This window comes from Bradyrhizobium sp. 142, from assembly GCF_023074015.1.
Lineage (GTDB): Bacteria > Pseudomonadota > Alphaproteobacteria > Rhizobiales > Xanthobacteraceae > Bradyrhizobium.
Genome location: NZ_JADPKQ010000061.1, coordinates 1 through 26,717 on the forward strand (window position 1 = coordinate 1; position 26,717 = coordinate 26,717).

A 26,717-nucleotide genomic window follows, 5' to 3' on the forward strand; every position below is an offset into this window, starting at 1 on the left:
AGCTTTTGACGTCCGCGAGGCGCTGTTCGCGTTGCTCGGAAAGGACATCACCACCATCGACGGCCTCGGTCCTTACCTCTCGCTGAAGCTGATCGCTGAATGCGGCGACGACCTCTCTTCGTGGCCAAGTGCAAAGCATTTTACCTCCTGGCTGGGATTGGCGCCGAGCAACAAGATCTCCGGCGGCAAAATGCTCTCGTCGCGAACGCGCCGATCCGGCGGCCGGGCGGCGGCACTTCTGCGCCTCGCTGCCGTGACCGTGGGTCGTACAGACACCGCGCTCGGCGCCTTTTATAGACGGCTCTCAGCGCGCATCGGCAAGGCCAAGGCCGTGACCGCCACGGCCCGCAAGATCGCAGTTCTGTTCTACAATGCTGTGCGATACGGAATGGACTATGTCGATCCCGGGGCCTCGTCCTACGAGACGCGTTACCGGACGCGAGTGGTCAACAATTTGCATCGGCGTGCCAAGGCATTCGGCTTTGTTCTCCAGCCCTTGGAGCCGAAAGTAGTTGCTGCCGTTTCTTAGGAATCGTTCTCCAGCGTCAGTTCTCCGATCTTGGCGTGCAGTGACTTCACGTCGATGGCGGGTAACGCCGCCGCTGCGCTGCTGCCCCCCGGACCGAACACATCGGCGGCTCCGCCTTCAAGTTGCGCTTTCCACGATGTGATCTGATTGGGGTGGACGTCGAATTGCTCAGCCAACTGAGCCAGTGTCCGGTCGCCCTTGACCGCGGCAAGCGCCACTTTCGCCTTGAAGGCCGGTGTGTGGTTCCGGCGTGCTCGTCTGCTCATCGTCTCTCCTGATTCGCGGGACAATCTTGCCCGCCGTCAGGCAGAAACTCCACTTATCGCCCTGTTCAGATTTGCGGAGCCGGCTCTCATCACCGGGCGCGACGGACCCGTGGTGATCGAGATCGAATATCGGGTTATGCAGAGAAACGCGCCGGGGTTTCGGGACATGATGCAGGACCTTCGGCTCGTCCGGCAACGTAACGGCGCCTACGGTTGGTCGATCGCGCGAAACATGGCGGATCCAGACATGTGGATCGAGCGCTATCACTTCCACACATGGCACGACTACCTGCGCCAGCGCAACCGCTCCACTCAGACCGAGCGAGCACTGGAAGCCCGCATCATAAAAGAGTACCACGAGGGTCCAGGCAAGGTGCGCGTGCGCCGCACGATTGAGCGTTCGTTCGGATGACCCGGCAGTGGCTCGACTGAGAGTGTCGCGGGTTGCCGGCGAACGGGCGCGCTGCGGCCTATCCATTAGACCCTGGCTGCCCAGCCGAGGCCGTGCAATCCCCAACGACCTATTTCGGCTTGCTGACGCCAATGCCGGTCAGATCGATCCGGATGCCCGCCTTGTTGGGATCGCCCGGCTCCTCCTTGGCCTGCTGGGTTTCATGGTCGGGACCGCTTGCAGGCCTGGCCGCATCACCGTCGGCGGGCTTGTTGCTAGCTGCATCCGCGTCCGGCACTCCCTTGCGTGCTGGCAGGCTGCCGGGATCGGGCTCGTCGAACACATATTTCCCGTCGAAATACCCGGTCTTCCAGGCGTCAATCGCGGCACCGAGCGCTTCGTCCACCGGTGCGCCATACCATTTCGTGACGATGCGGTAGACCTTGCCGAACAGCGCGGTACCCATCCTGATATTGGCGCAGACGTCAACAAGATCGGTTTTGAGCTCGGCGACGTCGGTGACGCCAAGCCCGGCGGGATACTGCGTCACGCCGACACGGACCATGGCCTGGCCGATATAGCGGCGAACCAGCTCCATGGCGTCATCGGGTGTCTTGGGCGGCGTCACGAGGATGACGCGGTTTCCGGCGCGAATGGTGACGGCGAGCGGATCGGGCGATCCGACCGCCCGGATGAATTTCTCGACGATCGCGGGCTTTAAGCCGGGATCGGCACATTGGTGGATGGTCGCGGCATCGATCATGATGATCCCTTCAGGTGTTGAACGCGAGCACGAGCGGCAGGCCGAACAGTCGAGCCCAGGCTTCGGTGCTGGCCCTTTGAATGGCGAGGATGCTGGTGCCGGAGGTCCACCAATCGTTGCCGATGGCGACGATCACGTCGGGCGAATGGAGCATCGACTGCAGGACGGGCCAGACGAGCAGCTGCTCGTAACAGATCAGCAGTGCGACGCGCCGGCCGGCCGACTCGACGACGGGATTGCCGAAGAACGTCGCCCTGGCCCCGCCACCCTGCCCGGTCCAGGCGAGCCAGGGTTGCCACATCGAGACCGGGACCGGCATGCGTTCGCCATAGAGCTCGCGCGCATGGCCGGCGCCGATCTCGATCATGGCGTTGTCATAGCCTTCGCGATCGACGATCGCGGCGCCGGCGATCACCGTGATTCCGGTGCCGCGCAGACCATCCATCCAGAAGCCGCTCGTGGTCGGCGTCCACAGCCCGGCCGCACTTTCGGGGAGCACGATGACGCGCGCCCCACCCCCGGCGGCTTCGTGCACGCGCTGGAGGAGCGTACGGGATTGCTCGAGGTCGGGGGCGCGGCCGAGCGCGCTCCCGAGCCGGATGTCGAGTCCGACCCAGCCGTCTGGTTGCGACGGTGCGATCCAGTGCGAAGCCGACCAGGTCCAAAAGCCGGTCGCGACGAGCGCGGCGATCGGCCATTTGCGCGTCGTCATCGTGAGCAGGATGGCCGCTGTTGCGGCCAATCCCCACCAACCCCAGCCTGGAAACAGAACGCCGGCCGCCGTGACCGGCTGCGCCCATCCGACGATCCCGAACGGCGGCACGCTCATCAAGATCGCCGCAAGGCCAAACGAAAGCGCCCTCCCCGATCCCGGCTGGCTTTGCCAGGCGACGGCATGGACGAGGACGAAGGCCGCCGCGGCGCCGATCCACAAGGCGATGCCGACGCCAAAGTCGGCGCCGAAGAAATTGAGCGCTCCTTGCGGAAGCCCGCGCGAGGCGGCCAGGAAATAGGCCGCCGAGACCATTGCCGCCGCGATCCGTGATGGGGCGAACGCCCACAGCGCCGGGAAGGCGCAGGCGAGCGGCAAGGTGAGCCCCTCGCCGCTCCAGGCACCGGCGCCCACCGCGGCGGCCGCGACGACCATTGCCGCGGTGCTCCAGACGCTACGGGCTGAGCGTGAGAATAGGCCGCGCGAGGCCGAGAACACCCGATGACGGGATCGGGCCAAAGTATCGGGAATCATAGGAGCCTGGAAAATCGGAGTGGAGATAGAGTTCACCGGCGGGAATAACGCCGCCGACAAACGGTGAGAGCGGACGGCCGGCGGCGTCCCTGTGCTGGACATCGGACTCGGGCAGCGGCTTTCCGTCGATCGAGACCCGTTCAGCGATATCGACCCGCTGACCACTGAGGGCGGCGACGGTCTTGATGAGCGGGCTTAAGTCCCCGGCGCACAGGCCGCGCCGGATGTAGCCGCGGTCGAAGGCGCGTTCGAACTCCGCCGTGTCCGGCGGGCAGATGAAGACGAGATCTCCCACGGCGACAGCGCGGTCCAGCGGCGCGATCCGCCACAGGCCTAAGGCGTAGCTCGGCGTCATGTTGATGCGCAGTCCGGCGCACCACCCTGCGACCGCCACGACCACTATGAGGCCGGCCCCGGCCGCCAGGATCATCACAGGGAAGCGCCGGGACCTCATTTCAGGTCTGTCCCTGGCGCTGCGTCACGCGCTGCGCCTCGGCCTGCTTGAGAGCCTGCGCGGTGCGCTCTTGGGCGGCGAGTTGCTGCGCGGTGCGCATCGCCGGCCAGGCCTCTTTCAGTTGGTCGCGACGCACCGGATCCATGCCGGCCGCCGCCATCTCGAAGGCCTGACCGTTCGGCTCTCTGGCGGCGTTCGGCAGGAAGGTCCGCTTCCCGAACCGCTCAGCGACCGCCTTGTTGAAGCCTTCGATTTCCGCTTTCACCATCCGGTCCGCCAGCGCGAACTCCAGCGCGCTCGGCAAGTCGTTCCGGTCGATGGCGTCACGCACGAGCTCGAGCACACGGCGGGCATCGCGCGACAGAGCAGGGATGTCGATGGCGATGCGGTGCCGGATCGCGCGTTCCTCAGCCTCATGCTTGTGCTCGGCCTCGGCGCGAAGACGCAAGTAGCGCTCGATATCCTTCTTCAACGCCGGTACATTGGCCTCGGCCCGTTGGCGTTCTTGGCCCTTGGCCTTGCCCGCAAGCAGACCGACCTTCCCGCGGAGCGCCCCAAAGGATTCGGGGTCCGAAGCAAGACGCTGGAGCGTCGACGTCGCCGCAGCGGAATCCTTCAGCATGGCGTCGAAGTTTGCCGCCCTGAAGGCACGTTCGGGATCGGCAAAGACGAGGCGGAAGCGCGTCGAGACATCCTCCCATTGCTTCTTGATTGCGGGGTCCGCGAGGATCTTGTCCTCGACGGTATCGATCAGGGATTTGGGGAACGTGGTGACGCCGGCGACCATGGGTGGGGCCTCCTTCTTCGTGGGGGTGACGGTTGATGTGCGCGCTTTAGCCAGCCCAAGTTTCTCGCCGAGGGCGCGCAGGCGTCGCGCGAGTCGGGCCACCTTGTCCTTCTGGCGGATGGTCCAGCGGACACGGTCGCGGACGAGCGTGCGGGCGACCTGGACGATGTGCAGGCCGCGGTTGGAGGCAAAGCGCAGCGCGTCGGAATAAAAGCGGCCGCTGGCATAATCGAGGGTGGTCTCCTTGGCGTTCAGCCGCGACAGGACCGAGATCAGTCCGCCGTTGAAGCCGAACGACCGGCGGCCGTAATAGAGCGCCACGTCCTCGCGATGCCGGGTCATCGCGACATAGGTCAGGTGGCGGTCGAGCGAGAGGCTCGCCAGCACCTTCACCCGGTCGACGGTTGCGCCCTGGGATTTGTGAATGGTGGTGGCGTAGCCGTGATCGACGTGGGCGTAGAACCGCTGATCGACCTCGACCCGCTGGCGATGCTCGCGCTCGCCGATCTCAGCGATGAATCGCCCTGGCCCGGCTTCCACGACCTTGCCGATCATGCCGTTCTTGACCCCGAGCGAGCCCTCGTTCTGCAGGAACACGATCTGGTCGCCGACAGCAAAGCGGCGCTCGCCATCCTCCGTCCGGAACGCATGTCCTTCATCGAGGAGGCCGCGCTCGATCAGCTTGCCGCGCGCCAGATCGTTGAGGGAGCGCACATCGCGGCGCAGATGGGCGAGGATCAGCGAGGTCTTCGTTGAATCGTAATCTCGGTTCCAATCCGCGATCAGATTGTCGATCGCCTGGATCTTCAGCTCGGAGCCGAGAATGCGGCCCTGGGCGCGATAGGCGGACAGAGCATCGGCGATGCGTCCGCGCGCGAGATCGAGCGAAGCGTCCCGCATCCATTGCTCGCGCTGGCGATAGATGGTCTCGAGCTCGGCATAGCCGATGCGATCAGTGATCGACCGGAAGGCGGCGCCCGCCTCGATCGGCTGAAGCTGGTCGGGATCACCAACCAGGACAAGTTTTGCCCCAGTGCGCGAGGCGGCTTCCACGAAGGTCGCCATCTGCCGCGAGGCGATCATGCCGGCCTCGTCGATCACCATGACGGTCCGCCCATCGAGGGCGTCACGGCCGTTCTGCCAGCGCAGCTCCCACGACGACAGCGTATGCGAGACGATCCCCGCTTCGCGCGACAGCCCTTCGGCGGCCTTGCCGGCAAGCGCCGCGCCGACGACGCGATACCCGGCCGCTTCCCATACGTCGCGCGCCGCGCGCATCATCGTCGTCTTGCCGGCGCCAGCGCGCCCAATCACGGCCGCGATCCGGGCAGGCGCCATAACATGCTCGAGCGCCGCGCGCTGCTCCGCCGAGAGCTGCGCATGCCGCGCCAGCACCTCGCTTAAGACCTTCTCCCGGACGCCGAAGCTGTTGGTCCTGGCAAGGCCGATCGCGCGTCGTGCCATGTCGGCTTCCAGGTGGATCAGCTCGCGCGTCGTAAGCCGAGCCGGCATCCGCGCGCCGGTCGCAAAGTCGATGCCCTCGGCCTGCAACCGCACGACATCCGCACCTTTGAGGATGCGGTTCAGGAGAGCCTGGAAGGTGCCGGGATCATCGACATAGCGATGCAGCGCCTTGGCGATATCGCGCTCATCGAAGACGCTCTTCTCGCGGCTGACAAGCTCGAGCACGATCTGTGGCCGGCGCTCGATGCGACGGGCATTCTCGGCCCGGCTCTCTTCGAAGACCGCCAGCCGATCGAGGCCGTGCGCGGCGCCGCACCGTTTCGCCTTCCGGTCGATCGCTTTTGCCGCGACACCGATATGGCTGGTGGGGATGAGATCGATGCCGCGTTCGGCATAGGAGCGGCCGTCAACCCGAATGTCGAGGCCGGCGAGCGCGAGATGGTGGTTCTGTAGATCGATCCACCGCGCCCGTTGCGCCAAAAACTCGTGCTTGTCACCGGCCCAGAGCGCATAGCGGATTTTGCCGGCTTTGGTGCGGAGCGGCGTGCCGTCTTCACCTAGCACAGTGACCTTCTTGCCGCCGAAACCGTCCTCCGTCAGGGGCCGCAGCGTCGTCATCAGGTGGACATGCGGATTATTGGGTTCGTCGTGATAGACCCAGTCGGCGACCTGTCCTCGCGACAAGATCTCCTGCGCTACGAACTGGCGCATGAGAGCGATATTCTGTTCGGTCGTGAGCTCCACCGGCAGCGCGATGATCGCTTCGCGAGCGAACTGCGCATCGGAGCGTTTCTCGAACGCCTCGACCTTGTTCCAGAACGCCTCAGTCGCGCCCACGACGGAGCGGTCGGCGATCAGCGCGCGCGCCCAGTCCGGTGCGTCGGGCGGCAGGAGGAATTCCTCATGCGCCAGGCCGCGCTTGTTCGAGTAGTCGACGGCCCTCCCCTCCGCCTCATGCTCCATGCGGGCGCAATGGCGGTACGCGGCCGACAGAACGGCGCTGCGTCCACTGGCGCGGCCGATGATCTGGACGGTGAAATGCGTAATGGCCACGGCAGCGCGATCCTGGGACGAACGAACATGCTGTTCGTCGGGATCGGCCCGCCCTTTCCGGGCGGGAAGCAGGACGTCGCGTCAGCGACGTATAACTGCGCCCTTGGACCGCTCCTTCGGAACGGCGGGATGATCTTCCAAAGCGTCGGCTTCGCCGACCCCGTTAATTACCCGGGTCGCGCTTCGCGCTCAGCCCGGCTTTCCTTGTCGGGCGCTTTCCACGCAAAACCGACAGGAAAGGTCTTTCGGAATGAAAAAGCCCTCGCGGCAGATCAGGGACGAAATCGCTCGGCTCCAGGACCAGCTGAAGCAGGCCGAGACGCGGGAGGCCGAGCGCATCGGCCGGATCGCACTGAAGGCCGGCATCGGCGAGTTCGAGATTGACGAGGGGGCGCTGCTGTCGACCTTCGAGGAGATCGCTGGCCGCTTTCGCAAGGATGGCTCCCGAACCACCAAGGTGCTTCCTGCGGTCACGCTTGGCGCGTCTTCGGGCGCGGTTGAACAGGGCTGAGCGCATGCGCAGGCTTGAGGCCAGTGATATCAGAAAGAAGGATACGCGAGAGAAGATCGAGCTTGGCGGCCTGATTGCCAAGGCCGGGCTTCGTTACGAGAAGCGGGCGCTGCTGCTGGGCCTGCTGATCGACGCCAAGGACCGTCTTCACGGCAATGAGTTGGAACGCCAGCGCCTGATGGCGATCGGCGCGAAGGCGTTCGGCCATGAAGGCAAATAAGTTCGCGCTGGCGATCGCGCCGGCCGTGCTGATGGCGGGCTTATGCTTTGCCGTCACCGGCATTGAGGTGTGGTTTGCGAAGTTCGGAGCAACGCCGAACGCGCGCCTGGTCCTCGGCCGGATTGGCATCGTCATGCCCTACGCGTTGGCGGCCGCCGCGGGCCTGGTCTTCCTGTTCGCGGCGGCGGGTGCGACCGCGATCCGGTCCGCCGGCTGGAGCGTCGTGTTGGGTGGCCTGCTGGTCATCGCCATCGCCGCGTCGCGGGAGACCGCGCGCCTCCACTCCTTCGCCGGCGCGGTGCCGGCCGGAGACCGGCTTGTCGCCTACGCCGATCCGGCGACCATCATCGGCGCAACCATGACGGCGCTCGTGGCCGTGTTCGCCCTGCGCGTCGCGATGAAGGGCAACACGGCCTTCGCAGCTAGCGTTCCGCGCCGCGTCCGAGGCCGGCGAGCCATCCATGGCGAGTCCGCCTGGATGGCGATGACGGAGGCCGCACGGCTGTTCCCGGAGGCGGGCGGCGTCGTGGCCGGTGAACGCTATCGTGTCGATCGGGATGCGGTCGCGGACAAATCCTTCCGCGCAGACGACGCCGAGACGTGGGGCGCCGGCGGCAGGTCCCCCCTGCTCTGCTTTGATGCCTCCTTCGGCTCATCGCATGGCATCGTGTTCGCGGGATCGGGCGGCTTCAAGACAACATCCATCACGGTGCCGACAACCCTCAAATGGGGCGGCGGCCTCGTCGTCCTCGACCCCTCCAACGAGGTCGCGCCAATGGTGAGCACGCACCGGCGGGACGCAGGCCGGCAGGTCTTCGTGCTCGACCCGCGCGCCTCGGGAAGCGGCTTTAACGTACTGGACTGGATCGGCCTGCACGGCGCGACCAAGGAAGAGGACATCGGAGCCGTCGCGTCATGGATCATGACCGACAATCCGCGCCACGGCTCCGCCCGTGACGACTTCTTCCGCGCCTCGGCCTTGCAGCTCCTGACGGCACTGATCGCCGACGTCTGCCTGTCCGGTCATACGGACAGGAAGGACCAGCACTTGCGCCAGGTCCGCGCCAACCTGTCCGAGCCGGAGCCGAAGCTGCGCCAGCGGCTTCAGACGATCTATGACAATTCGGAATCGGAGTTCGTGAAGGAGAACGTCGCGCCCTTCATCGCCATGACGCCGGAGACCTTCAGCGGCGTCTACGCCAACGCGGTGAAGGAGACCCACTGGCTCTCCTACGCCAACTATGCCGCGCTGGTGTCGGGGTCGAGCTTCACGACAGGGGAGCTCGCCGAAGGCCGAACCGACATCTTCATCAACCTCGACCTCAAGACGCTGGAGAATCATGCCGGCCTCGCCCGCGTCATCATCGGCGCACTTCTCAACGCGATCTACAACCGCGATGGGGTGGTCGGCGACCGCACCCTGTTCCTGCTCGATGAGGTCGCCCGTCTCGGCTATCTGCGCATTCTTGAGACGGCACGCGATGCCGGTCGTAAGTACGGCATCACCCTCTTGATGCTCTATCAGTCGATCGGGCAGATGCGGGAGGCCTATGGCGGCCGCGACGCGACCAGCAAATGGTTCGAGAGCGCGTCATGGATCTCCTTCGCCGCGATCAATGATCCGGAGACCGCCGACTACATTTCGAAGCGCTGCGGCGACACGACGGTCGAGGTCGATCAGCTAAGCCGCTCGTCGCAAATGTCGGGCTCGTCGCGGACACGTTCCAAACAGCTCACGCGCCGGCCGCTGATCCTGCCGCATGAGGTGCTGCGCATGCGTACCGACGAACAGATCATTTTCACGGCGGGCAATCCCCCACTGAGGTGTGGGCGGGCCATCTGGTTCCGGCGCGCCGACATGCGGGCGTGTGTTGGCGAGAACAGATTCCACCGGAAGGAAGCGGGTGAGGTGCGCTGATGGTGCGAAAGGCGGCCAAGCCTTCCCCGTGGAAAGTCGAGGATCAGCGGATGATCCGGGACCGCGAGAGGATCGTTACGCGAATGCGCGAAAGACCGCGTGCGGGCTTCGTGAGCGAAGCGAGTAGAGCCGTCCCCGCAGGGTCTCGCCCAAAGACCGCAGCAGGTGCGAGATCAACGCCGAGACCGTCGACTTCCTGCACCAGACGAAGCAGACCGGGTCGGACGACATCCCTTTCCACGCGGATCGGTCGAAGGCCTGGCGAAGCAAGGCACGGGGTTCTCTGTGGAGGCCGTTATCAGGGTGCCTACGCTTCGGGGTAGTTGGCGCGCAGGTACTCGTTAGCTGCCTCCGGTGATGGGAATGCTGCCAATTGCTGCGGTGACTCGTCCGGCCTCTGTCCCATGCGGGTCACAAGAACCTGATCACCGTCGAGTAGGACGGTGGGACGCTCGCGGAACTTCAGCCATTCCGCCTGTTTCGCTTCGGCCAATGCGCAGGCTGCATCGTAATTGTCTGCAACACCAAGATGGGTCGAACGGTCCCATGCCCCGCCATTCAGGCACCGAACCTCGATGCGGCCATCCGACAAGGTGATGCCGTAGGGATGATCCCACCATTCATCGAGCTGCGCCCTGCTACGCGCCTCATTCGGGGTCGCGTTGAAGGCTTTCGGCAAGCTGGGGTCGAGCGGAATCCGGTTCGGCATGTTTACCTCTCTGAGAGGGCCGAAAATGCCAGAGGGCGAGCTAAATTGGGAGAGTTAAATTGGCGATGCAAGGTGATCCATGTCACCTCAGGGTCGGCGGCGCCGTCCGGCTCTCTTCAACCGCGCCGCTCTTCGAGGGGGTCGTCCCAGTCGAGACTATAGACCAGTGAGATACCTCCGGCATGCGCCCCATGGGACCCCACACTGGCGTTGTTTTTCGCCATTGCCCTGGCGGGCGCTTCTCTCGCTGTGAGCGTTTAGGGATTGCGGATCAGTGGGGCCGGCAATCGTCTCGCCCCGCACGGATGCGCTGGCTGGGGTCTTCCTTTCTGCGACGATGGCCCGCGCGTACCTGCGTCGTCGACGGCGATACGTTCTGGCTGAATGGCGTGAAGACCAGGATCGCGGACATTGACGCGCCAGAGCTGAGCCCGCCGCGCTGCGAGGCCGACCGCGCGAGGGGAGAGGCTTCGAAATCCTGGCCGCCGCAGGATCTCCTCCGTGCTGGCGCGTTCTCCCCTGTCAGCGGCAGCCAGGATGAGGATCGATATGGTCGCAAGCTTCGCACCGTGAGGGACTCCATTGGCGAGGTCCTCATTGAGGAAGCGCGTGCTCGATGATGGCGGACGGGGTTGCGACATCCTGGGTCAACTGAAGCATCGAAAAATGAATCGATGCACTTCGGTCGATTCATAAAACTCATTGGACGCCGCTTCCCAAGGAAGCGAGAATCCACCCATGCTGATCCCCGAGCCAAAGCCGCTTCATCTTCGTCGTATCGATCCGACCCGCAATATGCGGCGGTTCTACATGCTATCCATCCAGCCGCCCCTGTTCGGCGGGGCGTCACTGGTCCGCAACTGGGGCCGGATCGGCACGAACGGCAAGGTGATGGTGCAGACCTTCGACGACAGCGCCGAGGCCAGTGAGGCCTTCGGACGGCTGGAGCGCGCCAAGGGCAAGCGCGGATACGTCATGGTCCAGGCTCGGCTCCCTTCGGTACGGGATCACACTTGACCTAACCGACAGAGCTACGGCGCGCTCTGCGTTGAAGAGCAGACACATTTCAATCTACAAGTATGTTTAGAGGCGTCTGGCTATGAGGTTATGGTGATGGGTCGCTTGGAAGGTAAAGGGGCTTTGGTAACGGGCGGATCGCGCGGCATAGGCGCCGCTATAGCTCGTCGGTTGGCCCAAGAAGGCGCAAAAGTGATCGTCAACTTTCACAAATCCAAGACCGAAGCAGAGCAGATTGTCGCGGACATTGTAGCTAACGGCGGCTCGGCGGAAGCCATACAAGCGGACATCGCCGACATACGCCAGTTGTTCGGCGCGCAACCGCAGCTCGCATTTTTGGCGACCGAGGCGGGGCCATAATCAACATAAGCTCGATCAATGCTCGTATGCCGGGCCCCCGGCTACTCCATTTATTCGAGCGCGAAAGCGGCGGTGGAGGCCATCACTATTGCGTTGGCGCGGGAATTGGGGCCCAGTGGCGTGCGCGTGAATGCCGTCGCGCCGGGAACAACTAAGACAGACATGACACGGCGCGTTCTTACCGCTGAGCTAGAAGCAATGACAGTGAACCGTACTGCCCTTCGGCGCATTGGTTGCCCCGACGATATTGCGAAGGTGGTTTCTTTTCTAGCGTCCGATGATGCTGCATGGATCACTGGTGAAGTCATCACCGCGAGCGGTGGCTTGCGATGACAGCAGGTACTATTGATCAGTGTTGCGGTCTGGTGGCGACGACTTGGTTACGAGGCCGCATCACTTCCTCGACAATGAATTCGAGATACTTCTCCGCAATGTCCGGGGTCGCCGCCGGTAGGGCCGCAGCGTGCACACCCTCTGCTGAAACCACGCCTTCCAAACAGTTTGAAAGGTGCGCCGGCACGCCAACGGGGCGGTACAACCAGAGCTGTCACGTTCGGCGTGACGACTGCCCCGGCATCGATTCTGGCAAAGTTGCCAATGGTGACGTCGCCCAGGATCGTGGCACCTGAGGAGAGCAGGACGCCGCAGTGCGCGAACCGTACGCGCGCCTGCGGACTCCGATCAGCCGGACCCAAGATGTGCATCCCCAGCAAGGAAGGTGGGCGTCGCCCGCGCTGAACGACACAGTTCTACCGCTCGCCGAGCTCTTCACGAGCAAGGTCGTGATCCCGAATCATTTCTTTGATAGTGAATGCTGGGAACTTCTGGACAAAATCCGGGTCAAGGTTGGCCGCCTGTGCGAGCACGCGCAGTCTTTCGATCTGTCTTTCCTCCCGAACTGGATCTGCCGCGGGCAGTTGAAGCCGCGCCTTTAGTTCTCCGACCTGCCGAGTGCACCTAAAGCGTTCCGCGAGAATGTGAACCAAGCTGCGTCCAGATTGTCGATGCTGCTCCGAAGAGCGTTCAATTCGGACGAAGTTTCCAATACCTCGTCTCCTTTCGATGCGAACCATACGTTTCATACGCTGGCGCGGAGGAGAAAGCGCGATAATTCGGCAGTTTTCCGGGGATTACGGCTCAGCTTGCGATATCGGCCCTACCCGTGCGGCAATCTTGGTGTCAGACGGAAGGAAATGACCGCAAGAAGGAACCGTTCCATGACGACCGCGAATGAGATTGCCGACAAGATCGCAGACGAGTACAGCATGACAAAGGCCCAGGCGAAGGCTATCGTGGATGGCGTGTTCAAGGCGATCGCAGACGCCGCCGTGAGCGGCGCCGAGACCAGCGTGGCCGGATTCGGCAAGTTCAAAATCAAGGAATCGCCTGCCCGCGAGGGTCGCAATCCGGGGACCGGCGCGACAATCACGATCGCGGCCTCCCGGAAACTGACCTTCACGCCAGCCAAGGCCGTCAAGGACGCCCTCAACGGGACAAACACGGCCGGCGCCACACCGTAAGGGGAGCTAAAGAGAGGGGGCTTACGTCCCCTCCTCGGCGGCGAGCGCCGCATCGCGCTGGCGAAGGAGTTCAACGCCTGCGCTCTCTCCCAGCAACTCCGCGCGCGGTTTCTTGAAGATAGTTTTGCGATTGTGAGCTAAGCAAAAGAAATGCATGGGTTCCATTCGCGAGCGATGCAGCGACGTTGCTTCGTTGGCTTTTCATCCGTCTCGTTCTTCATCGTCGGCGTCGGGATCGTCTTGCCGACGTGGGTTGCGTTCGCAGTGGGTGGATCGAACCTGGTGGGCTTGGTGCTGCTGGCCTCCAGCCTCGCTGGTTTCGTCCTGGCGCCGCTCAGCGGATACCTCGTCGACCGTTATAGTCGCCTCACGGTCACCGCGTCGGGACAGCTGTTGGCTTGCTGATGTTGGCCCCGGTGCAAATTTTGCCTGATGCGCTCTCGCGTCCCATTCTGCTTCTATCAGCAGTTCTCGGAGCTTTCGGCTACGCGCTTCTGGCAGGAGCCATGAGCGGCATCCTCCAATCGCTGGTGCCCGAGACTGAGCGCATGGGATTCAACATGCGCTTGTCCTTCTTCAACCAAGGGGGGCTTGCCCTAGGGACCGGCGTTGCCGGCTACGCGATCAATCGTCTGGGCAGCACGACTGCGGCCGTCCTGTTTGCCTGTGTGGCGGTGTCCGTTCTGCCCTTGTTGGGGAGCCTGACGGGAAACGGCCGGCCAGCGAAGGGCCTCAATTTGCTTTCGGCTTCGCGTGAAGCGCTCACCTATCTTTTGAACGAACCAGAAAGCCTGTCGGCTTCCGTCACGGTGGGACTGGCCTTTGCCGTGATCCAGATCACAAACCTGTTGTTGCCTGGATTCGTCGTCCATTCGCTCGGTGGAGGTAGTCACCGCTTCGGCACGCTCGAGATGACGGCTGCAGTCGCCGGAATGGCCGCGCTTGCGGTCGCAGGGATTCCGGCGGTGGCGAGAAGAATGGCGCGAGCGACGACGACGGTTCTCGCAGCAGCAGCGGGCTCCCTGATCGTCCTGTCCTTTGCTACTGACCCGCTTGTCGCGATCGTGCTCTATTCCCTGGCTGGAATGCTTTGGAACCTGTCGCGAGCTGCGGCCAACGGGCATCTCTTAACTGTGGTCGATTCGAAGCTTATCGGGCGCATTCAGGCGTTCACCACCTTGCTGACCGGAGGCGTCGGAGCGCCGATCTTCCTGCTTCCGACCTTACTCCCGAATACAGCCGAAGCTGAACTCTACATCGCTTGCGGAGTGACGATCCTCCTCGCCGCGGCGCTCCTCGATCTATGGACGGGCCGCTGCAGATCCGCGCGCAACTGAACGGTCATGCATTAACGCTCTGCAATGTCGTCGTGGGTGCCGGTGGCAAGGGAGGCCTGATCGCTGGGCGACATCACCAGCATAGCAAGGCCACTTGCCTGGGTATCCTCCGCGCTCGCTCAATGCCGGTGATTATATGCCGAGGACCGACGCCGCCGGGCCGGCCGCGGCCCTGCTCCGGGTTCGCCGGACTCTTCGTTCCGGTTCTGATCAAAGTTCCGATGAACTTTTCCGTCCACATCCGCGCGCGCAGCGCTGATCAGCGCTCTGACCTCAATGGCGGCGCCCGCGACGTTCCATCCTTGAAGGCCGGATGTCTGCCACACCTCCTCATCGGTCGCGACGAGGATTTCCTTGCCCAGGGCTTCGAGCAAGCGGTCCAGATCGAGACCAGGGTCCCAGCGTGTCATCACTTACTCCAGTTACGTTGATCGCGCAGCAGCGTGCGCCGCATCCGCCTTCGCGTCGTGTCATAGTCGAGCTCGGACATATCGTGGAGCTCGCAAATTTCTCTCGCCGTCAAGCCGTCAGTCATCCCCGCGATGATCTTCAGCGCCAGCGTATCGGCCTCAAACAGCCGATAGACGTGGGCCAGCATCTGCGCGGCGGCCAGGATCCGCTCCGGATCGGGCACCTCGTCGGCCTCCACACCGGGCCATCCTCGCTGGTCCGGATCATCGCGGCTCACAAGCAGCCTTTGCTCATACCGCGCACGCCGCCAATGATCGTTGCAGATGCTGCGCATGACGCCCGACAGGAACGCCAGGATGGGCACGCCGGGCGGCCAAGGCCGCGAGCCGTCGAGGACGCGCGCAATCGCCTCGTGGAGGATGTCGCTCCAGCCGAGTCCTCCCGGCAGGCCGCGACTCCACAACCGCGCCAGAGCTTTGAGCCGCACGAGATCGATATCGGACAGCGCATCGATGGCAGATCCAACGTCGGCGGCGGCGGTAGCCGCGTCATCAGGCTTCAGAAGAGTCGTCAATGTTTCCATGGCCATACCAGTATGCGCTTCACCTCGTCTGGCGCGGACAGCGGATCAAAATAAATATTTGAAGTGTCCGCGCGCGGGGCCCTTAGTCGTATCGTCTGTGTTGTCACAGGAGGAGCTACATGGACGACATTTTGGCAGAGGCCCGCCGCTGGTATGCCGAAGACCTGCGATGCAAAACCCCGGTCCTGCGCAATTCTCAGCTGATCGAGGCATTTGCGTCTGTTCCACGCGAGCCATTCGTCGGTCCCGGGCCGTGGCGCATCATCTCAGACCCGTACAACGACGCATTCGTGACCCCCGATACCGACCCGCGCTGGCTTTATCATGACGTTCTCGTGACCATCGATGCGAGCCGTAATCTCAACAATGGGATGCCCAGTTTCTGGGCGCGCAATTTGGACCATCTTCATATTGCGCGCGGCGAACGCGTGCTCCAGGTCGGTGCCGGGACCGGATACTATTCGGCGGTGCTGGCTGAGATCGTCGGATCCGCTGGTCGCGTGACGGCGGTTGAAACCGATCCAGCGCTGGCATCTCAGGCTCGCGCGAACGTCGCGGGCTGGCCGCAGGTCGAAGTCGTCTCAGGCGACGGCCGGGCCGTCGACGTTGGTGAGCTTGATATCGTCATCGTGTTCGCTGGATGCACTCACCCATCCCGCCTCTGGCTCGATCGCCTTGTCGAGGGCGGCCGGCTTCTGATGCCGCTGACAGATGAGTCCTGGAGGGGCTTTCTTCTCCGCGTGATCCGGCGTGGAGACCGGTTCGAGGCCTCATCGATTGGCGTCGTGTCTATCTATCCCTGTATGGGGGGACGCGACGAGGAGGCGGGAAAGCGACTGCATACCGCGCTCGATGGCCAACCGCCTGGCAAGGTCCCGATTCGTGCGCTGCACGTTGATGATCCCAAACCTGACGACACGGCAAAAGTTTGGTTTCAGGGCCCTGGATTTTGGCTTGAGCGCGATCCTGTCGGAGAGGATGCTGTCGCTCAGAAGTGATGACGTGGCTGATTTTTCGAAGCCGTGCACACGAAAAACCCCGGCATGAAAGCCGGGGCTCGTGATGCCACGGCGTACATCCGGCCGCAACGATCAGTTTACAGTTAGCATGGAGTTCTTGATAAAAATGTGACCTTTGCGGCGGCCGTTCGTGAGTGTCGCGCCGATTCATTCGCCAACCGCTGTTCCCTCAAAATCCATACTGTTCCCGTGCAGCCAGAGAGCCACGGCCGCCCCCGTTCAAGCGCAACGATGCCAAGCTGGAGACGCTTCCCATCGACGTGCTGCACACCTAGAGCGGGCCGGGATTATTCGAGCTAAGTGTGATTTCGATCGATGGGCAGCCAAATGATGCGCTATGAAATAAAGCCTCCCCGAGGCCGACCTTGACCCCAGCCCAGTTCATTAAAGGACGACGCCCCTCAACGGAATAAACGCGGCCGGCGCCCACCGAAGCCGAGTAAAGAGAAGGGGCTTACCCCCTCCCCAGCAGCGAGCGCCGCATCGCGCAGGCGAATGAGCTCGGTGAGTTCGGCCTCGAGTGCTTTGCGCTCGGCGGGCGTGAACAGGCAGTTGCGCAGCTCGGCTCGCAGCTCTTCGATCGTGTCGGCGACGGTCATGAGTGTCTCCGCATGATGGAGGAAGGCTCCGCCTCGCGGCGGAGCCTTCTGGCGGGAGCTTCAGTCCCGGTTCGGTCGGGACCAGATCAGCTGCAGGCCTTCCTCGCCTTCGACCTCGATCAGGGTGGCGTAGATCGGGGCGGGGAAGCTCGGGTCGTCCAGCTTGACCGAGAGGTAGTCGCGCTCGGTGTCCTTGGTGGTCTTCTGCCAGGCCGCACCCAGCTCCACATTATTGCCCGCGTAGATGCGGAAGTGGGGTCCCTTGTCGGAAGGGTTCTCGACGCGGATCAGCTTGGCCTTGACGTTGAGATTGAGGGTCTTGATGGCGCCGGAAAAGCCGTTGCCCGTGGAGGTGAAGGTGCCGATGGTAGCCATTTGTCTATCCTTTGTTTTCTCGGGCCGCGCCAATCGCGACCTCGATGGCGGTCGAAAGACCGGAGGCGATCGACCTGCACCCGAAGGGCCGAAATGAAATGGAGGGCGGCCGGCAGCGACTTTCTTGAACCGCGAGGAATGACCGCTTGCGGTCAGGGGAAGAAAGTCGAGGACGGACGTTGCGGGGACAAGATCGAGAGCACGCGAAGCGGGATCGACCTTCGGTCAGACCAGCCTTAATCGAGGACGCAGATGGTGCGCCCGTCGCGAAAACATCGGAGATGACGACGGGCGTTCCCGGCTCTTCCGATCAGGCAGCAATGGATCCGGGCCATCGCGACACGGATTTTGCTCGATCAGGCCGCCGTAAAACCGCGTACCCCCCAATGAGAAGCGTCCGGTCAGCAATTTGGGAGAACGTGAGGTGATGGCTGTGGCAGGATAGTCACCGAGGCCCGATGTCCACGTCATGTCGACGCGATCGTTGCCGCACCGAATGATGCCGCTGATGATCTTCGGAAGCACGGGCTTCAGCAATCTGGCGAGGCTGAATTGGAAATGGCATCCGCTGTGTGTCCGCCGCGAGGCGGCGCCTTGGGCATTTGCACTTGAATGCGACAGAGGCGCTCACGCGCTCGCGCTCCGGGCTCAATCCTCCAGAAGCTTGTCAGGTGCACACGAAAGCGGATCGGGGAGGACGGAGCGGCCTCCCCTTCAACAAGCGGCGCATAAAACATCAGGCCGCCTCGCGCTCGGCTTCGGCCTGCGGCTGAAGGCTGTGCAGATAGGCGACGGCGCGCTGCGCATGGGCGGCGGCCGAGAAGATCGCCCGCCGGTCGCTGGCGAGAACGGTCAACCAACTCGCCAAGTAAGAAGCGTGGTCAGGCCTCGGTTCGAGCTCGGGGACAATACCGAGATCTGCACATACCAGCGCGGATCCAATCTCGGCAACGAGTTCTTCCCGCGCTTGCTCGCTACGATCCTTCGCGTAGCGGCTGAGATCACGGCCGACACGGTGCGCATCCGCTGTCCAATGAATGTGCTCGTGGCTCAACACCGCCACGTAAGAGGCTGCGTCGCGGAACGTCTCGAACGGCGGCATCTGGATGCTATCGCTCGACGGCGAAAAGAAGGCACGCGAGCCGCCATGCCGGATTACGGAGCCGGTATTGGCGAAGAAACGATCGGCACGTTCGATGCGTTCGATCGGATCGAGGATAGGCTGCGGCCGGTGATAAAAATGCTCGGGCAGGCCATGGATCTGTTCGACATTGAAGACGCTGTACGTCTTCAAGAACGGGATATCCCGCTCGACCTCGCCGCCGTGTTCGTCGGTCTCAGTTTTGGTGAATCGGCTGGCATAGATGACGGTCGAACCTGTCTCCCCCTTACGGACATGAGCGCCGAGCTCTGCCGACTGCTTGAACGTCATCCAGATCGGCGAGGTGAAGCCGCGGGCCATGCCCTCGGACCACAACAACAGCACATTCATGCCGGTGTACGGTTCGCCATTGTGGCGCAACGGGCGGGTGATCCGACCCATTGCGTTGCCGGCGCTCCAAGGCTGCACCCAAGGCCGCACACCCTTTTCGAGATCGGCGATGATGCGGTCGGTGATGCGCGCATAGACATCACGGCGCGACGCTTCGCTCTTATCTTTCCTGCTCATTGTCCTGAACCTCCGTTTCGAGGGCCGCGCCGATCGCGGCCCGTCACGGCGGTCCGTCGCCAGGGAATTCAGGGGGCCGGCGCACCCTTGGGCCGCAACGAAGTGGAGGGCGGCGCAGCCGCTGCGCCGTCCGCCGGCCCTGGCAGGACCAACAGCCGGGACGGCCGCGTGGGGCGGCGCTTTGGCCTGCCTCGCCTTCGCTTTTCTTCCGTCGTCCAGGCATCGAGATCAGGAGGTCGACGACCAAGCCCGCCGCGGCTGCGACATGACAAAGGGTCGGACCCACGCGGGACCGGCCCTTAAGATGCAGAGCGACGAGAAATGGGCGAGGCCGAAGCCTCGCCCGATGTGGCTCAACCGAGAGCCGCCATCTGGAGTTCGGCCGCCTTGCGGTCGACGGTCTGGCCCGGATTGTCGAGCGGACGCTCGAAGGGCTTCCAGGCCTCGCCAACGACCTGCTCGTAGGCTGCGACGGCGCCTTCGGCCGCCATGCGGAGCGCGTGGCACTGGAGCGCCATGTCGGCAGCAAACTCGCGCTTGCGCTGCGCGGCGCTGTCGAAGCCGACCGGACCGTCGAGGTCCTCGTCACGAGTGTCGTTGGCGGTCTTGGCCGTGGCGTCGCGGGCTTCCGTCACCGCGCGACTGTAGAACTGGCCGGCCCCGTGGGCGGAGCCGACATAGGCGCCGACGATCCGCTGCAGATGGATCTGCATGGCTCGCTCGCCCAGGCCGTCACTGAGTGCGCCGACCGTCTCGATGATCAGGCGCTCATGGAGATCGCGGATGCCGTCGCTGTCGAGGACCGAGAGGCCGAAGCTTTCGGAGATGCGGGTGGCCTGGGCGGCGTCTGGGCAGGCAAGCCTGACCATTTCGAGGGTGGTGCCCTTGCGGAGCTGGACGACCTTGGCAGGTCGGCGAGGAGCGCGAGCGGTCTTGGTCATGGGAACATCCTTTCCTTCGGTTCTCCCGGAAGGCTTGGGCCTGCACCTGCCGGTTCCTCCCTTCGGGTGCGATCGGAAAAAACCGGCGGAACCACGGGGCTTCCCAAGGTCCGGGGCTGCCGGATCGAGCGAAGCGGGTTTGCGGACAAGCAGGGCTTTTTCGCCCTCGCGCGGGACGCGGACCCGCTTTGCCGAGATCGGCGGCCCCGGCCGCAACGCGGCGCGATAGCGGCCTTGGAAAGCGCCCGGCCGCCGGTTTACGAGCGCGACAAACCCGAGGGGAGATCCGGCGAACCGGAACGATGATGGAGAAACCAGGAGGCAAGGACCGCCATGACCTGCCGCGCACTCGCGTGTCGCTCCATGTCGATCGCAACGAAGGCAGTCCCCGCGACGTCAGGCGGTTTCGACCGAGTGCACCCAGACCTCCGGTCGCCAGAGCCTGGCGAGCTCCTCGATCTCGGCGGTAGGCCTCGGGATATTCCGCGACTGGAGATTCGGCGAGGTCCGCGACGATCATGGCCATGGCGCGCGCGATCGTGCGATCCGCAGCGAAGATGTCGGACAAGTCGAATCCGCCGAAGGCGTCAGCGTTCCACCAGGCGAAGATGAAGTTCGCGGCGCGACTGGCCGATGCCGCGCCTCGTGATGTCGAGCAACCGTTCGCATGCCGCGCGTGGCGTCATCCGTGGTCGTGCTCCTTCTGGCTGCACGATGGTAGCACAGGGTCGGCCCGATCGACCGGACCGGGAGCCGATTGGTGAGGGGCAGCGGGACGGGCGTGCGCAAACCCATGACGCAGGCAGTACGCCTCGATGGCTGCATCCTGCCGGGCGAGCTTTCGCGAAAGCGCGTCGATCTCCGGCTGGCGCTCGGCCGTGATTGCCGTGAGGTGCGAGCGATATCGCTCGAGAAATGCAGTCCGGTCCGGAGCCTTGCCGCGCCGGTAGCCGGTGCGTTTTGGCTTGAAGCTGCGGGATCATCGCTGTCATCCGCCGCGTGATCTGCCTGTCGATCAGGTCGAGCTGGCGCTGGATTTGTCGCCGCGCTTCCTCCATGCGCGCGAGTTGAACGAGGCAATCGGAAGCGAGCGTCATGATGCCACTCTCCGTTGCCAGCCGATGAAGTCCGATGGTCCGCCGTAGACGTGGTGCCGCTCCGGATCGACCACGAAGCCGAAACGCCCGACCTCGTATTCGCAAGACGGCACGAGAAAGCGCCGCTCCTCCGTGCCGGCTCCGCGCCTGCTACCGGGCGTGGCCACGCACTCGACGAACCCCTTCTGGTGGCTGGAGGTGATCGCCGAGATAACGATCCAGTCATCGGCATGCGCCTGCTCGAAGGCGCGGCGATCTTTCTCGTAGGACTCGCCGGGGCCGAGGATCGTGCCGAAGATCGCTTCCCACGCGTCCGGCCCGCTTGCCTTGATCGTGCGCTCAGCGCAGCGCCGCTCGTAGCTCGTGAACAGATGCAGAAAGGTGATGGCGACGATCGCCCAGGCGCAATCCTCTTCGTAGTAGCCGTCATCGCTGCGCAGCATCGGATGAACCTGCGCGTTGCGCTCAGGTGTGAGATGAAATCCGCCGTGGCCCGCCGTCGAATGACAGACGATGCCCTCAGCATAGATCGTCGCACCCTGCGATGTGCCCCACGGGGTGTAGCAGGGGATTCGCGTGACGCGGCGACAGAGCGTCTTCAGTTCGCGGCTATGTTCGGCCTGCTCGACCATGCGCGCCCGGAACGCCGCTTCATCGGCGAGCTCGCCGAAATGGCCATAGAAATCACCGCGCGTCCATTCGTTCATCGGACGCGGGATGCGCCAGGCTGTCACGAGATAATGCCTGCCGTCGCGTGCAGGCGCCATTGCGAAGGCGGTCTCATCGACAAGCGCGACGGCAAGGCCATCTGCGCTGCTGCCGAAGGAAACCGCCGGAAATCCGGCGACGTCTTTATTCTGAGGGAAAGGGTCGGACATCGCGTCCTCCATGGGTGCGCATGTGTGGAACCAGAACCGCCGCCGGCAGGGCCGGCGGCGGAAGTCATTCGGAGGAAGAAAGCGGCGGCGGACGTTTATTCAGCCGCTTCCCTGAACGCCTCGACGTCGTCGGACGGGTCATCGCCGGTTCCTGTGCCGTCCTCGTCCACCTCATCGGCTTCATTGGCGGCAGTCGCGCTCGACGACAGCCATTCGGCAAGCTTGGTCGCATCGGGCGCAAAGAGCGCAGCGGGATGAATGAAGCGTCCTTCCTTGAAGTGCTCGACAAGTGCAGCGCGGGTGTCCTTCACGCGCTGACGCGGTAGGACCGGCGTGTCCTTGCACGAGGCCTCGAGCGCAGCACGCGACAGGCAGGAGAGGAAATCCTCACTGCCCATGTCCGGCAGGAACTCGTCCGCGCCGATCGTCTCGCCGGCGATGCGGGCGACGATGCCGCTGTTGGTCGCGTTCTCCCGGCACGAGAACACATCGATCAGCATGGCCCGCGCCGCGATGCGCAGCGCGCCCCTGTCGACCGCAAGCTTGCCGTCGCCGTCGAACAACGTCGTCGCGTGTTTGGCCAGGCGGCTATGACCATAGTAGACACCGCCGCTTCCCGTCGTCACGGAGACGTTCTCGCCAGCGAAGGCAAGGATCAGCAGCGCCATCAGCGTGTCGTCCTCGATCGGCGTGCGGCCGAGCGCTTCGCGCAGCGCATCGGTGCGATAGTCGCCGATCATCTCGACGCCCTTTCGCGTCACATTCGGACGTGGCTGCGAAACCTCGCCGGCATCGTCCGGGGCGCTGTCCGAACTCGAGGCGGCATCGCCCTTCGGCTTCTTCACCGCCGGCATGCGGTAATGCACCGTCTGCACACGCCCCTCACGGTCGAGATACATGGCGGCGCAATCCGACTTCGACGGCTTGCCATGAACCCGTTCCGCCTTCGGCGGCAGCTTCACCTCGCCCCAACTCGTCGTTTCGGCGATGATGCCCTTCTTCGGCAGGTTGTTCGCTATCCACTCATGCTGAGCACCCAGGAATGCTTCGACATTCGTGGTGTAGCGGCTGTCCTCGTCGGCCGGAGCGAACAGATCCTCGACCCACTGGATACCGTAGGCCTGCGCGAGATCGTCGCCGAAGCTGGCGTGACGCGCATACATCCGCGTCTTCTGCAACGCCTGGGCCACGCTCCCCCACGACACCTGCGGATCGGCCTTCGACGGCTTGTGCTTCTTCCAGACCTCCTTCTGCTCGTCGGGCGACGCGGCGGCGATGGTGCGAAGCTGTTGCTCGTTCGGCATGTCGCCCCTGGCCATGTGGTCGAGCATGGCCGGCAGTACATTCGCGAGCAGACGCAGCTTCCTGATCTGGCGCACCGGCAGCGCCAGCGCGAGGCCGATTGCCTCCTCGGTCCAGCCAAGCGCAACGAGCCGTTCGATCGCGCGCCACTGGTCGACTGGGTTGAGCGGCTCGAAAGCGATTTGTTCGACCATCGAACGCATGGCACCGTTATCATTCGCCGCCTCGTCGACGAGCACGTCGATTTCCTCAAGGCCGGCCGCGATCGCCTGCTTCACGCGGCGATGCCCGGCATTGATGATATAGCCGTTGCCGCTGCCGGATTCCGGCGTGATGATGGGCGGCTGCACGATGCCGACGGCCTTGATCGTCGCCAGCAGCAGCGCGTCGGCCTGCGGAGTGGACTTGGTCTGGCGCAGGCGGTCGGGATTGTCCTTCAGCGCACGCGGATCGACCTTCATGAGACGCATGTGAATGCTCCTTTGGGATTGCGGACCGGCCCTGCCGGTCTTTTCTCGTCTTCTTTCCGAAGACCTCCCCCCGGCCCGCGGAGCGGACGGGCCGGTGCAACTGCGGCCGAGCATCCCTGCCCGGCAGGACCAGCAGGGCCAAAGCCCTGCGCAGGACGACGGGCCGGGATCGCGCAGACCGCGGTTGAGCTTCAGCGCCGGCGGCCCGCCCGATCTGCGAGCGGGCTGATTTCCCGCTTTTCTCCCTTCCCCTCTTCCTCGTCCTGCTCCCTTGAACCGCCATGATGGCATGTTGAGGTATGGAGAAGAGGCGTCCGACTTACGACCTCGAGGCGGAAGAGAAAGGCAGATGAGCGACCATACCGAGCTCGAAAGCAGAATCGTCGAAGCGATACGACACTATCGCGAGGCCCTCGCACTGGTGGAACACCTGGAACGAGAAGACGCTGCCGCGCATCAAGCACTCACGAGTATGCTGCTGGTTTTGGGGCGCGCCCTGCAAGACGAAGCAGCGCCGTCTCTCAAGGATAGCCTGTTTGAGACTGGCTCGGCAGCGGTGTCGCGGTCGGACAAAGCGTGGGCCGCCCTGAGTGAGGCGACTGCGAGATTGGACGCCGCCCGCCTGACCGTGGCCGCCCTGGAGCAGCAATTGGGATATATTCCAGAAGTCTCGACGGAGGCTGGAGATCGCGCCTAGCTCAAGAGATGCCTAAGTTCGAACCCACGGGTTCCCCATCTGGTCAGTCGATCGCCATGCATTTCACAGCGCGGTGGGCATCGACGCCCTGCTCCGCGCTGTGGCGCCGACGCATTGTACAATAACAAGCAGCCCTACCACGGCTGAGACGTGGCAGGGTCGCTATTCCAACTTGCAAATGAGAATGTCGGGTGACTAGCAGGCCCAGCAACCGTAGCCCGATTTCCTAGTCTAAGATTGTGAGTGTATAACTAGGAGAGTACCGGGCAGCGTTACCCTAGGCGAAGATTTTCTGCCGCTTGCTTGCCGCTGCGGTTCGTCGCCAGTTCATAGCTGACCTTCGCTCCTTCAGCGAGCGAAGTATAGCCGGCCTTCTCCACCGCGGAGATGTGCACGAAAACATCGTTGCCGCCGCCGTCGGGTGCAATGAACCCATAGCCTTTGGTCGGGTTGAACCATTTAACAGTACCTATCGCCACGTCATTCGCTCCGAAAAGAAAAAACACACCTTGAAATCTAGATCAATCAACGCCGCGTCCGCAAGTCTCCTCAGCAAAATAGGGCCTTCTCGAGGCCCAATGTCTCGCCATGTCTTTCAAGATTGTCTGCCAGTGATATTTGCAACAGAAAGTCCGTTATGGTTTCAGATTTTGTTGCGAATGCTCGGAATTCTGTATCGAGGGAGACAGAAGAGGCGCGTCGTGCATTTTGGAACTATGTTTGTGCCATTTCCATGAGGACGATTTCAATCGGCTCTCCCCCAACACCATGAGAGAAATATCCTTTCTGGATAGCCCTAAAACCATGGCGCTCATAGAATCCCTGCGCGTTTAGCGTGGACTCTATCTTGATCGGTCCCGAATATCCCCTCATCGCATTTTCCACGCCGGCTTCGAGAAGTCGCTTACCAAGCCCCTGGCCTACTGCCTTGGGCAACAGAAAGAGGCGCGTCACCTCGCCAGGATCCGAGTCGACGAACCCCAACACCTCGACACTCTCCTCGGCGATAACCGTGCGGCCCTTCTTGATTATGTCCTCGTAGTGTTCGGCAGTACGTTCTCCCATCCACCCGGCGAGCTGCTCGCTCGTGTAGTGACTCTTTGCGAGCCCCTGAACGGATTGCGCCGTGACGTCAAACAGCGATTGACCATCGCCAGCACGAGCCGGACGCAAAACGATTTCGGGCCTGCTCATGGGCTGTTTCCCTGCAAATCACGAATGCACGTTACTCTCTCAGATTCTGCCTGCAGATTTTCTGCAAACTATTTCTGCGTAGTGTAAGTTCGTCAAACTTCCAAGTCACTTCGGCCGGATTGCTGCATCAGATCGGCCGTTGGCCGCGACGATGTCCGAAGCTGCTCGATCACGGCAGTCGGGCCACCAACGGGACGGCGGCCCCGCAGGCATCGTGTCGTCGTGCTGCAGGTCGAGTGGCTGTGAGTCATCGGCTTTGGAGGCGCGCGATCCTAACTGTGCTGCAGATCATGTCGGCTGACCGTCGCATCATCGAGAGCCTCAATGGGGTCGCGGAGCTATCGCCAATTTTTGGTGACGGCCGGAGCCGGTCAGGCGGCGGCGGTTACGGGCTGACGGTCGGTCGGCTTGGCGATGACCTCGATCCCGTTGTTGAATGTCACACCGAGAACGAGTTTTGGCAACTGGTTGTGGCCATCGAGACGACGCCAATTTTTCTGGGCGCCCTCGACCAGTTTGAAGACCATCGCGAGCGCGGTCTTGTTGGATAGACAGCCCTTCGATCGGATCGTGCGATGACGCACGGTGGCGAAGGTGCTTTCGATGGGGTTGGTAACCGGTATGAGATGTCTCGGTGCCAACGTTCCGCTGCGGTTTTCTACATCGTGGCGTATGGTGCGACCATCGGGACAGAGGCACCGGGAGCACGATGTGCGGGCAGGCCGATGCATACGATGAGCTGAGAGCTCGAGTTAGTAGCTGGCCGCCTCTGCGACTCGCCCGGTTGCGCTGGGAGCGCGAATCCGTAGTTGTCGTGTCGCCCGCAGCTCCCGTCATATGTTCAGGCAGGAGGTGCAAATGCGACGGGTGATTGGCATCGACGTCCACCGAACTTTTGGGGAGGTGGTGTTTTGGGAAGACGGCAGGCTCCGACATG

At 63.3% G+C, this 26,717-nt stretch carries 28 protein-coding genes and 6 pseudogenes; 15 read left to right on the forward strand and 19 right to left on the reverse strand.

All coding sequences use genetic code 11. The annotated features are described in order from the left end of the window. On the forward strand, positions 1–529 hold a 529-nt coding region (locus IVA82_RS06725; RefSeq protein WP_247493193.1), incomplete at its 5' end, for a transposase. Between the two features lie 2 nt (positions 530–531). Here the strand turns inward: IVA82_RS06725 and IVA82_RS06730 are convergent. After that, positions 532–795 (reverse strand): annotated as a pseudogene (locus IVA82_RS06730) (transposase); the annotation flags it as partial. Between IVA82_RS06730 and IVA82_RS06735 the strand changes: the two are divergent. Next, a pseudogene (locus IVA82_RS06735) lies at positions 767–1,204 on the forward strand (MFS transporter); the annotation flags it as partial. The pseudogenes IVA82_RS06730 and IVA82_RS06735 overlap by 29 nt on opposite strands. 112 nt (positions 1,205–1,316) lie before the next feature. Here IVA82_RS06735 and IVA82_RS06740 read toward each other — a convergent pair. From IVA82_RS06740 to traA, 4 genes are read right to left on the reverse strand one after another with little or no spacing between them, the layout of a single operon-like run. Beyond that, entirely contained in the window at positions 1,317–1,949 is a 633-nt protein-coding gene (locus IVA82_RS06740) for a TraH family protein (RefSeq protein ID WP_247493194.1), read from the reverse strand. A 10-nt stretch (positions 1,950–1,959) separates the two neighbouring features. Continuing rightward, entirely contained in the window at positions 1,960–3,195 is a 1,236-nt protein-coding gene (locus IVA82_RS06745; RefSeq protein ID WP_256469626.1) for a conjugal transfer protein TraB, read from the reverse strand. Continuing rightward, positions 3,116–3,649: a conjugative transfer signal peptidase TraF gene (traF, locus tag IVA82_RS06750; protein ID WP_247493196.1), complete on the reverse strand. Its 534-nt coding sequence runs from the start codon at positions 3,647–3,649 to the stop codon at positions 3,116–3,118. Before traF ends, IVA82_RS06745 begins: the two co-directional genes overlap by 80 nt. Position 3,650: 1 nt before the next feature. Next, positions 3,651–6,953, reverse strand: coding sequence for a Ti-type conjugative transfer relaxase TraA (gene traA / locus IVA82_RS06755; RefSeq protein ID WP_247493197.1), 3,303 nt, complete (start codon positions 6,951–6,953; stop codon positions 3,651–3,653). A gap of 250 nt (positions 6,954–7,203) precedes the next feature. Here traA and traC point away from each other — a divergent pair, with 250 nt between their 5' ends. Genes traC through traG form a run of 3 tightly spaced genes read left to right on the forward strand, consistent with a single transcriptional unit; the run spans position 7,204 to position 9,602 of the window. Beyond that, entirely contained in the window at positions 7,204–7,464 is a 261-nt protein-coding gene (gene traC, locus IVA82_RS06760) for a conjugal transfer protein TraC (RefSeq protein ID WP_247493198.1), read from the forward strand. 4 nt (positions 7,465–7,468) lie between these two features. Beyond that, positions 7,469–7,684 carry a type IV conjugative transfer system coupling protein TraD gene (gene traD, locus IVA82_RS06765; protein ID WP_247493199.1) on the forward strand — a complete coding sequence of 72 codons (216 nt, stop codon included), beginning with the start codon at positions 7,469–7,471 and terminating at the stop codon, positions 7,682–7,684. Next, positions 7,671–9,602, forward strand: a complete 1,932-nt coding sequence (gene traG, locus IVA82_RS06770) for a Ti-type conjugative transfer system protein TraG (protein WP_247493200.1) — start codon at positions 7,671–7,673, stop codon at positions 9,600–9,602. The genes traD and traG overlap by 14 nt, the downstream gene beginning before the upstream one ends. A gap of 307 nt (positions 9,603–9,909) precedes the next feature. Here the strand turns inward: traG and IVA82_RS06775 are convergent, their stop codons facing one another. Continuing rightward, the gene (locus tag IVA82_RS06775; protein ID WP_247493201.1) at positions 9,910–10,311 is read right to left on the reverse strand and encodes a hypothetical protein; all 402 of its coding nucleotides are present in this window, start codon (positions 10,309–10,311) and stop codon (positions 9,910–9,912) included. A 353-nt stretch (positions 10,312–10,664) separates the two neighbouring features. Here IVA82_RS06775 and IVA82_RS06780 point away from each other — a divergent pair. The 4 genes and pseudogenes from IVA82_RS06780 to IVA82_RS06795 form a co-directional block, all read left to right on the forward strand. Then, positions 10,665–10,931, forward strand: a pseudogene (locus tag IVA82_RS06780) (thermonuclease family protein); the annotation flags it as partial. A gap of 118 nt (positions 10,932–11,049) precedes the next feature. Next, a complete protein-coding gene (locus tag IVA82_RS06785; protein ID WP_247493202.1) occupies positions 11,050–11,328 on the forward strand; it encodes a WGR domain-containing protein in 279 nt (92 codons plus the stop codon). 105 nt (positions 11,329–11,433) lie between these two features. Beyond that, positions 11,434–11,688, forward strand: coding sequence for an SDR family NAD(P)-dependent oxidoreductase (locus IVA82_RS06790; protein WP_276578780.1), 255 nt, complete (start codon positions 11,434–11,436; stop codon positions 11,686–11,688). 18 nt (positions 11,689–11,706) lie between these two features. Further along, positions 11,707–12,021, forward strand: coding sequence for an SDR family oxidoreductase (locus IVA82_RS06795; protein ID WP_249815152.1), 315 nt, complete (start codon positions 11,707–11,709; stop codon positions 12,019–12,021). Between the two features lie 416 nt (positions 12,022–12,437). On the opposite strand, the pseudogene IVA82_RS06800 reads toward IVA82_RS06795, so the two are convergent. Further along, a pseudogene (locus IVA82_RS06800) lies at positions 12,438–12,733 on the reverse strand (chorismate mutase). 172 nt (positions 12,734–12,905) lie between these two features. On the opposite strand from IVA82_RS06800, the gene IVA82_RS06805 reads away from it, so the two are divergent. The 3 genes from IVA82_RS06805 (at position 12,906) to IVA82_RS06815 (ending at position 14,545) form a co-directional block, all read left to right on the forward strand. Then, positions 12,906–13,208 (forward strand): HU family DNA-binding protein, encoded by a 303-nt coding sequence (locus IVA82_RS06805; RefSeq protein ID WP_247493205.1) that lies wholly within the window; start codon positions 12,906–12,908, stop codon positions 13,206–13,208. Positions 13,209–13,382: 174 nt separating this feature from the next. Beyond that, positions 13,383–13,613, forward strand: coding sequence for a hypothetical protein (locus IVA82_RS06810; protein ID WP_247493206.1), 231 nt, complete (start codon positions 13,383–13,385; stop codon positions 13,611–13,613). Then, the gene (locus IVA82_RS06815) at positions 13,613–14,545 is read left to right on the forward strand and encodes an MFS transporter (RefSeq protein WP_247493218.1); all 933 of its coding nucleotides are present in this window, start codon (positions 13,613–13,615) and stop codon (positions 14,543–14,545) included. The genes IVA82_RS06810 and IVA82_RS06815 overlap by 1 nt, the downstream gene beginning before the upstream one ends. Positions 14,546–14,664: 119 nt before the next feature. Here IVA82_RS06815 and IVA82_RS06820 read toward each other — a convergent pair whose 3' ends face one another. Beyond that, the gene (locus tag IVA82_RS06820; RefSeq protein WP_247493207.1) at positions 14,665–14,955 is read right to left on the reverse strand and encodes a hypothetical protein; all 291 of its coding nucleotides are present in this window, start codon (positions 14,953–14,955) and stop codon (positions 14,665–14,667) included. Next, positions 14,955–15,539, reverse strand: coding sequence for a hypothetical protein (locus tag IVA82_RS06825; RefSeq protein ID WP_247493208.1), 585 nt, complete (start codon positions 15,537–15,539; stop codon positions 14,955–14,957). Before IVA82_RS06825 ends, IVA82_RS06820 begins: the two co-directional genes overlap by 1 nt. Positions 15,540–15,658: 119 nt before the next feature. Here IVA82_RS06825 and IVA82_RS06830 point away from each other — a divergent pair, with 119 nt between their 5' ends. After that, the gene (locus tag IVA82_RS06830; RefSeq protein WP_247493209.1) at positions 15,659–16,537 is read left to right on the forward strand and encodes a methyltransferase domain-containing protein; all 879 of its coding nucleotides are present in this window, start codon (positions 15,659–15,661) and stop codon (positions 16,535–16,537) included. Between the two features lie 422 nt (positions 16,538–16,959). On the opposite strand, the gene IVA82_RS06835 is transcribed toward IVA82_RS06830, so the two are convergent. From IVA82_RS06835 to IVA82_RS06850, 4 genes are all read right to left on the reverse strand, one after another. After that, complete coding sequence (locus tag IVA82_RS06835; RefSeq protein ID WP_247493210.1) at positions 16,960–17,157, reverse strand: hypothetical protein; 198 nt, start codon at positions 17,155–17,157, stop codon at positions 16,960–16,962. Between the two features lie 60 nt (positions 17,158–17,217). Continuing rightward, positions 17,218–17,532, reverse strand: coding sequence for a DUF736 domain-containing protein (locus IVA82_RS06840; RefSeq protein WP_247493211.1), 315 nt, complete (start codon positions 17,530–17,532; stop codon positions 17,218–17,220). 736 nt (positions 17,533–18,268) lie between these two features. Further along, complete coding sequence (locus tag IVA82_RS06845) at positions 18,269–19,201, reverse strand: zincin-like metallopeptidase domain-containing protein (protein WP_247493212.1); 933 nt, start codon at positions 19,199–19,201, stop codon at positions 18,269–18,271. A 353-nt stretch (positions 19,202–19,554) separates the two neighbouring features. After that, positions 19,555–20,142, reverse strand: coding sequence for a hypothetical protein (locus IVA82_RS06850; protein ID WP_247493213.1), 588 nt, complete (start codon positions 20,140–20,142; stop codon positions 19,555–19,557). 524 nt (positions 20,143–20,666) lie between these two features. Between IVA82_RS06850 and IVA82_RS06855 the strand changes: the two genes are divergently transcribed. Next, positions 20,667–20,906 carry a hypothetical protein gene (locus tag IVA82_RS06855; protein WP_247493220.1) on the forward strand — a complete coding sequence of 80 codons (240 nt, stop codon included), beginning with the start codon at positions 20,667–20,669 and terminating at the stop codon, positions 20,904–20,906. On the opposite strand, the pseudogene IVA82_RS06860 reads toward IVA82_RS06855, so the two are convergent. The 3 genes and pseudogenes from IVA82_RS06860 to IVA82_RS06870 form a co-directional block, all read right to left on the reverse strand. Then, a pseudogene (locus IVA82_RS06860) lies at positions 20,825–21,239 on the reverse strand (hypothetical protein). The gene IVA82_RS06855 and the pseudogene IVA82_RS06860 sit on opposite strands and share 82 nt — an antisense overlap. Continuing rightward, on the reverse strand, positions 21,236–22,117 hold the full coding sequence (locus IVA82_RS06865; protein ID WP_247493214.1) for a hypothetical protein: 882 nt from the start codon (positions 22,115–22,117) through the stop codon (positions 21,236–21,238). Before IVA82_RS06865 ends, IVA82_RS06860 begins: the two are co-directional and overlap by 4 nt. A gap of 95 nt (positions 22,118–22,212) precedes the next feature. Then, positions 22,213–23,889: a ParB N-terminal domain-containing protein gene (locus IVA82_RS06870; RefSeq protein ID WP_247493215.1), complete on the reverse strand. Its 1,677-nt coding sequence runs from the start codon at positions 23,887–23,889 to the stop codon at positions 22,213–22,215. A gap of 349 nt (positions 23,890–24,238) precedes the next feature. On the opposite strand from IVA82_RS06870, the gene IVA82_RS06875 reads away from it, so the two are divergent. After that, the gene (locus IVA82_RS06875; protein WP_247493216.1) at positions 24,239–24,586 is read left to right on the forward strand and encodes a hypothetical protein; all 348 of its coding nucleotides are present in this window, start codon (positions 24,239–24,241) and stop codon (positions 24,584–24,586) included. A gap of 272 nt (positions 24,587–24,858) precedes the next feature. Here IVA82_RS06875 and IVA82_RS06880 read toward each other — a convergent pair whose 3' ends face one another. From IVA82_RS06880 to IVA82_RS06890, 3 genes and pseudogenes are all read right to left on the reverse strand, one after another. Next, the gene (locus IVA82_RS06880) at positions 24,859–25,065 is read right to left on the reverse strand and encodes a cold-shock protein (RefSeq protein ID WP_247493219.1); all 207 of its coding nucleotides are present in this window, start codon (positions 25,063–25,065) and stop codon (positions 24,859–24,861) included. A gap of 235 nt (positions 25,066–25,300) precedes the next feature. Further along, positions 25,301–25,780, reverse strand: coding sequence for a GNAT family N-acetyltransferase (locus IVA82_RS06885; protein WP_247493217.1), 480 nt, complete (start codon positions 25,778–25,780; stop codon positions 25,301–25,303). Positions 25,781–26,151: 371 nt separating this feature from the next. Continuing rightward, positions 26,152–26,394 (reverse strand): annotated as a pseudogene (locus tag IVA82_RS06890) (IS256 family transposase); the annotation flags it as partial. Positions 26,395–26,717: the final 323 nt, after the last annotated feature.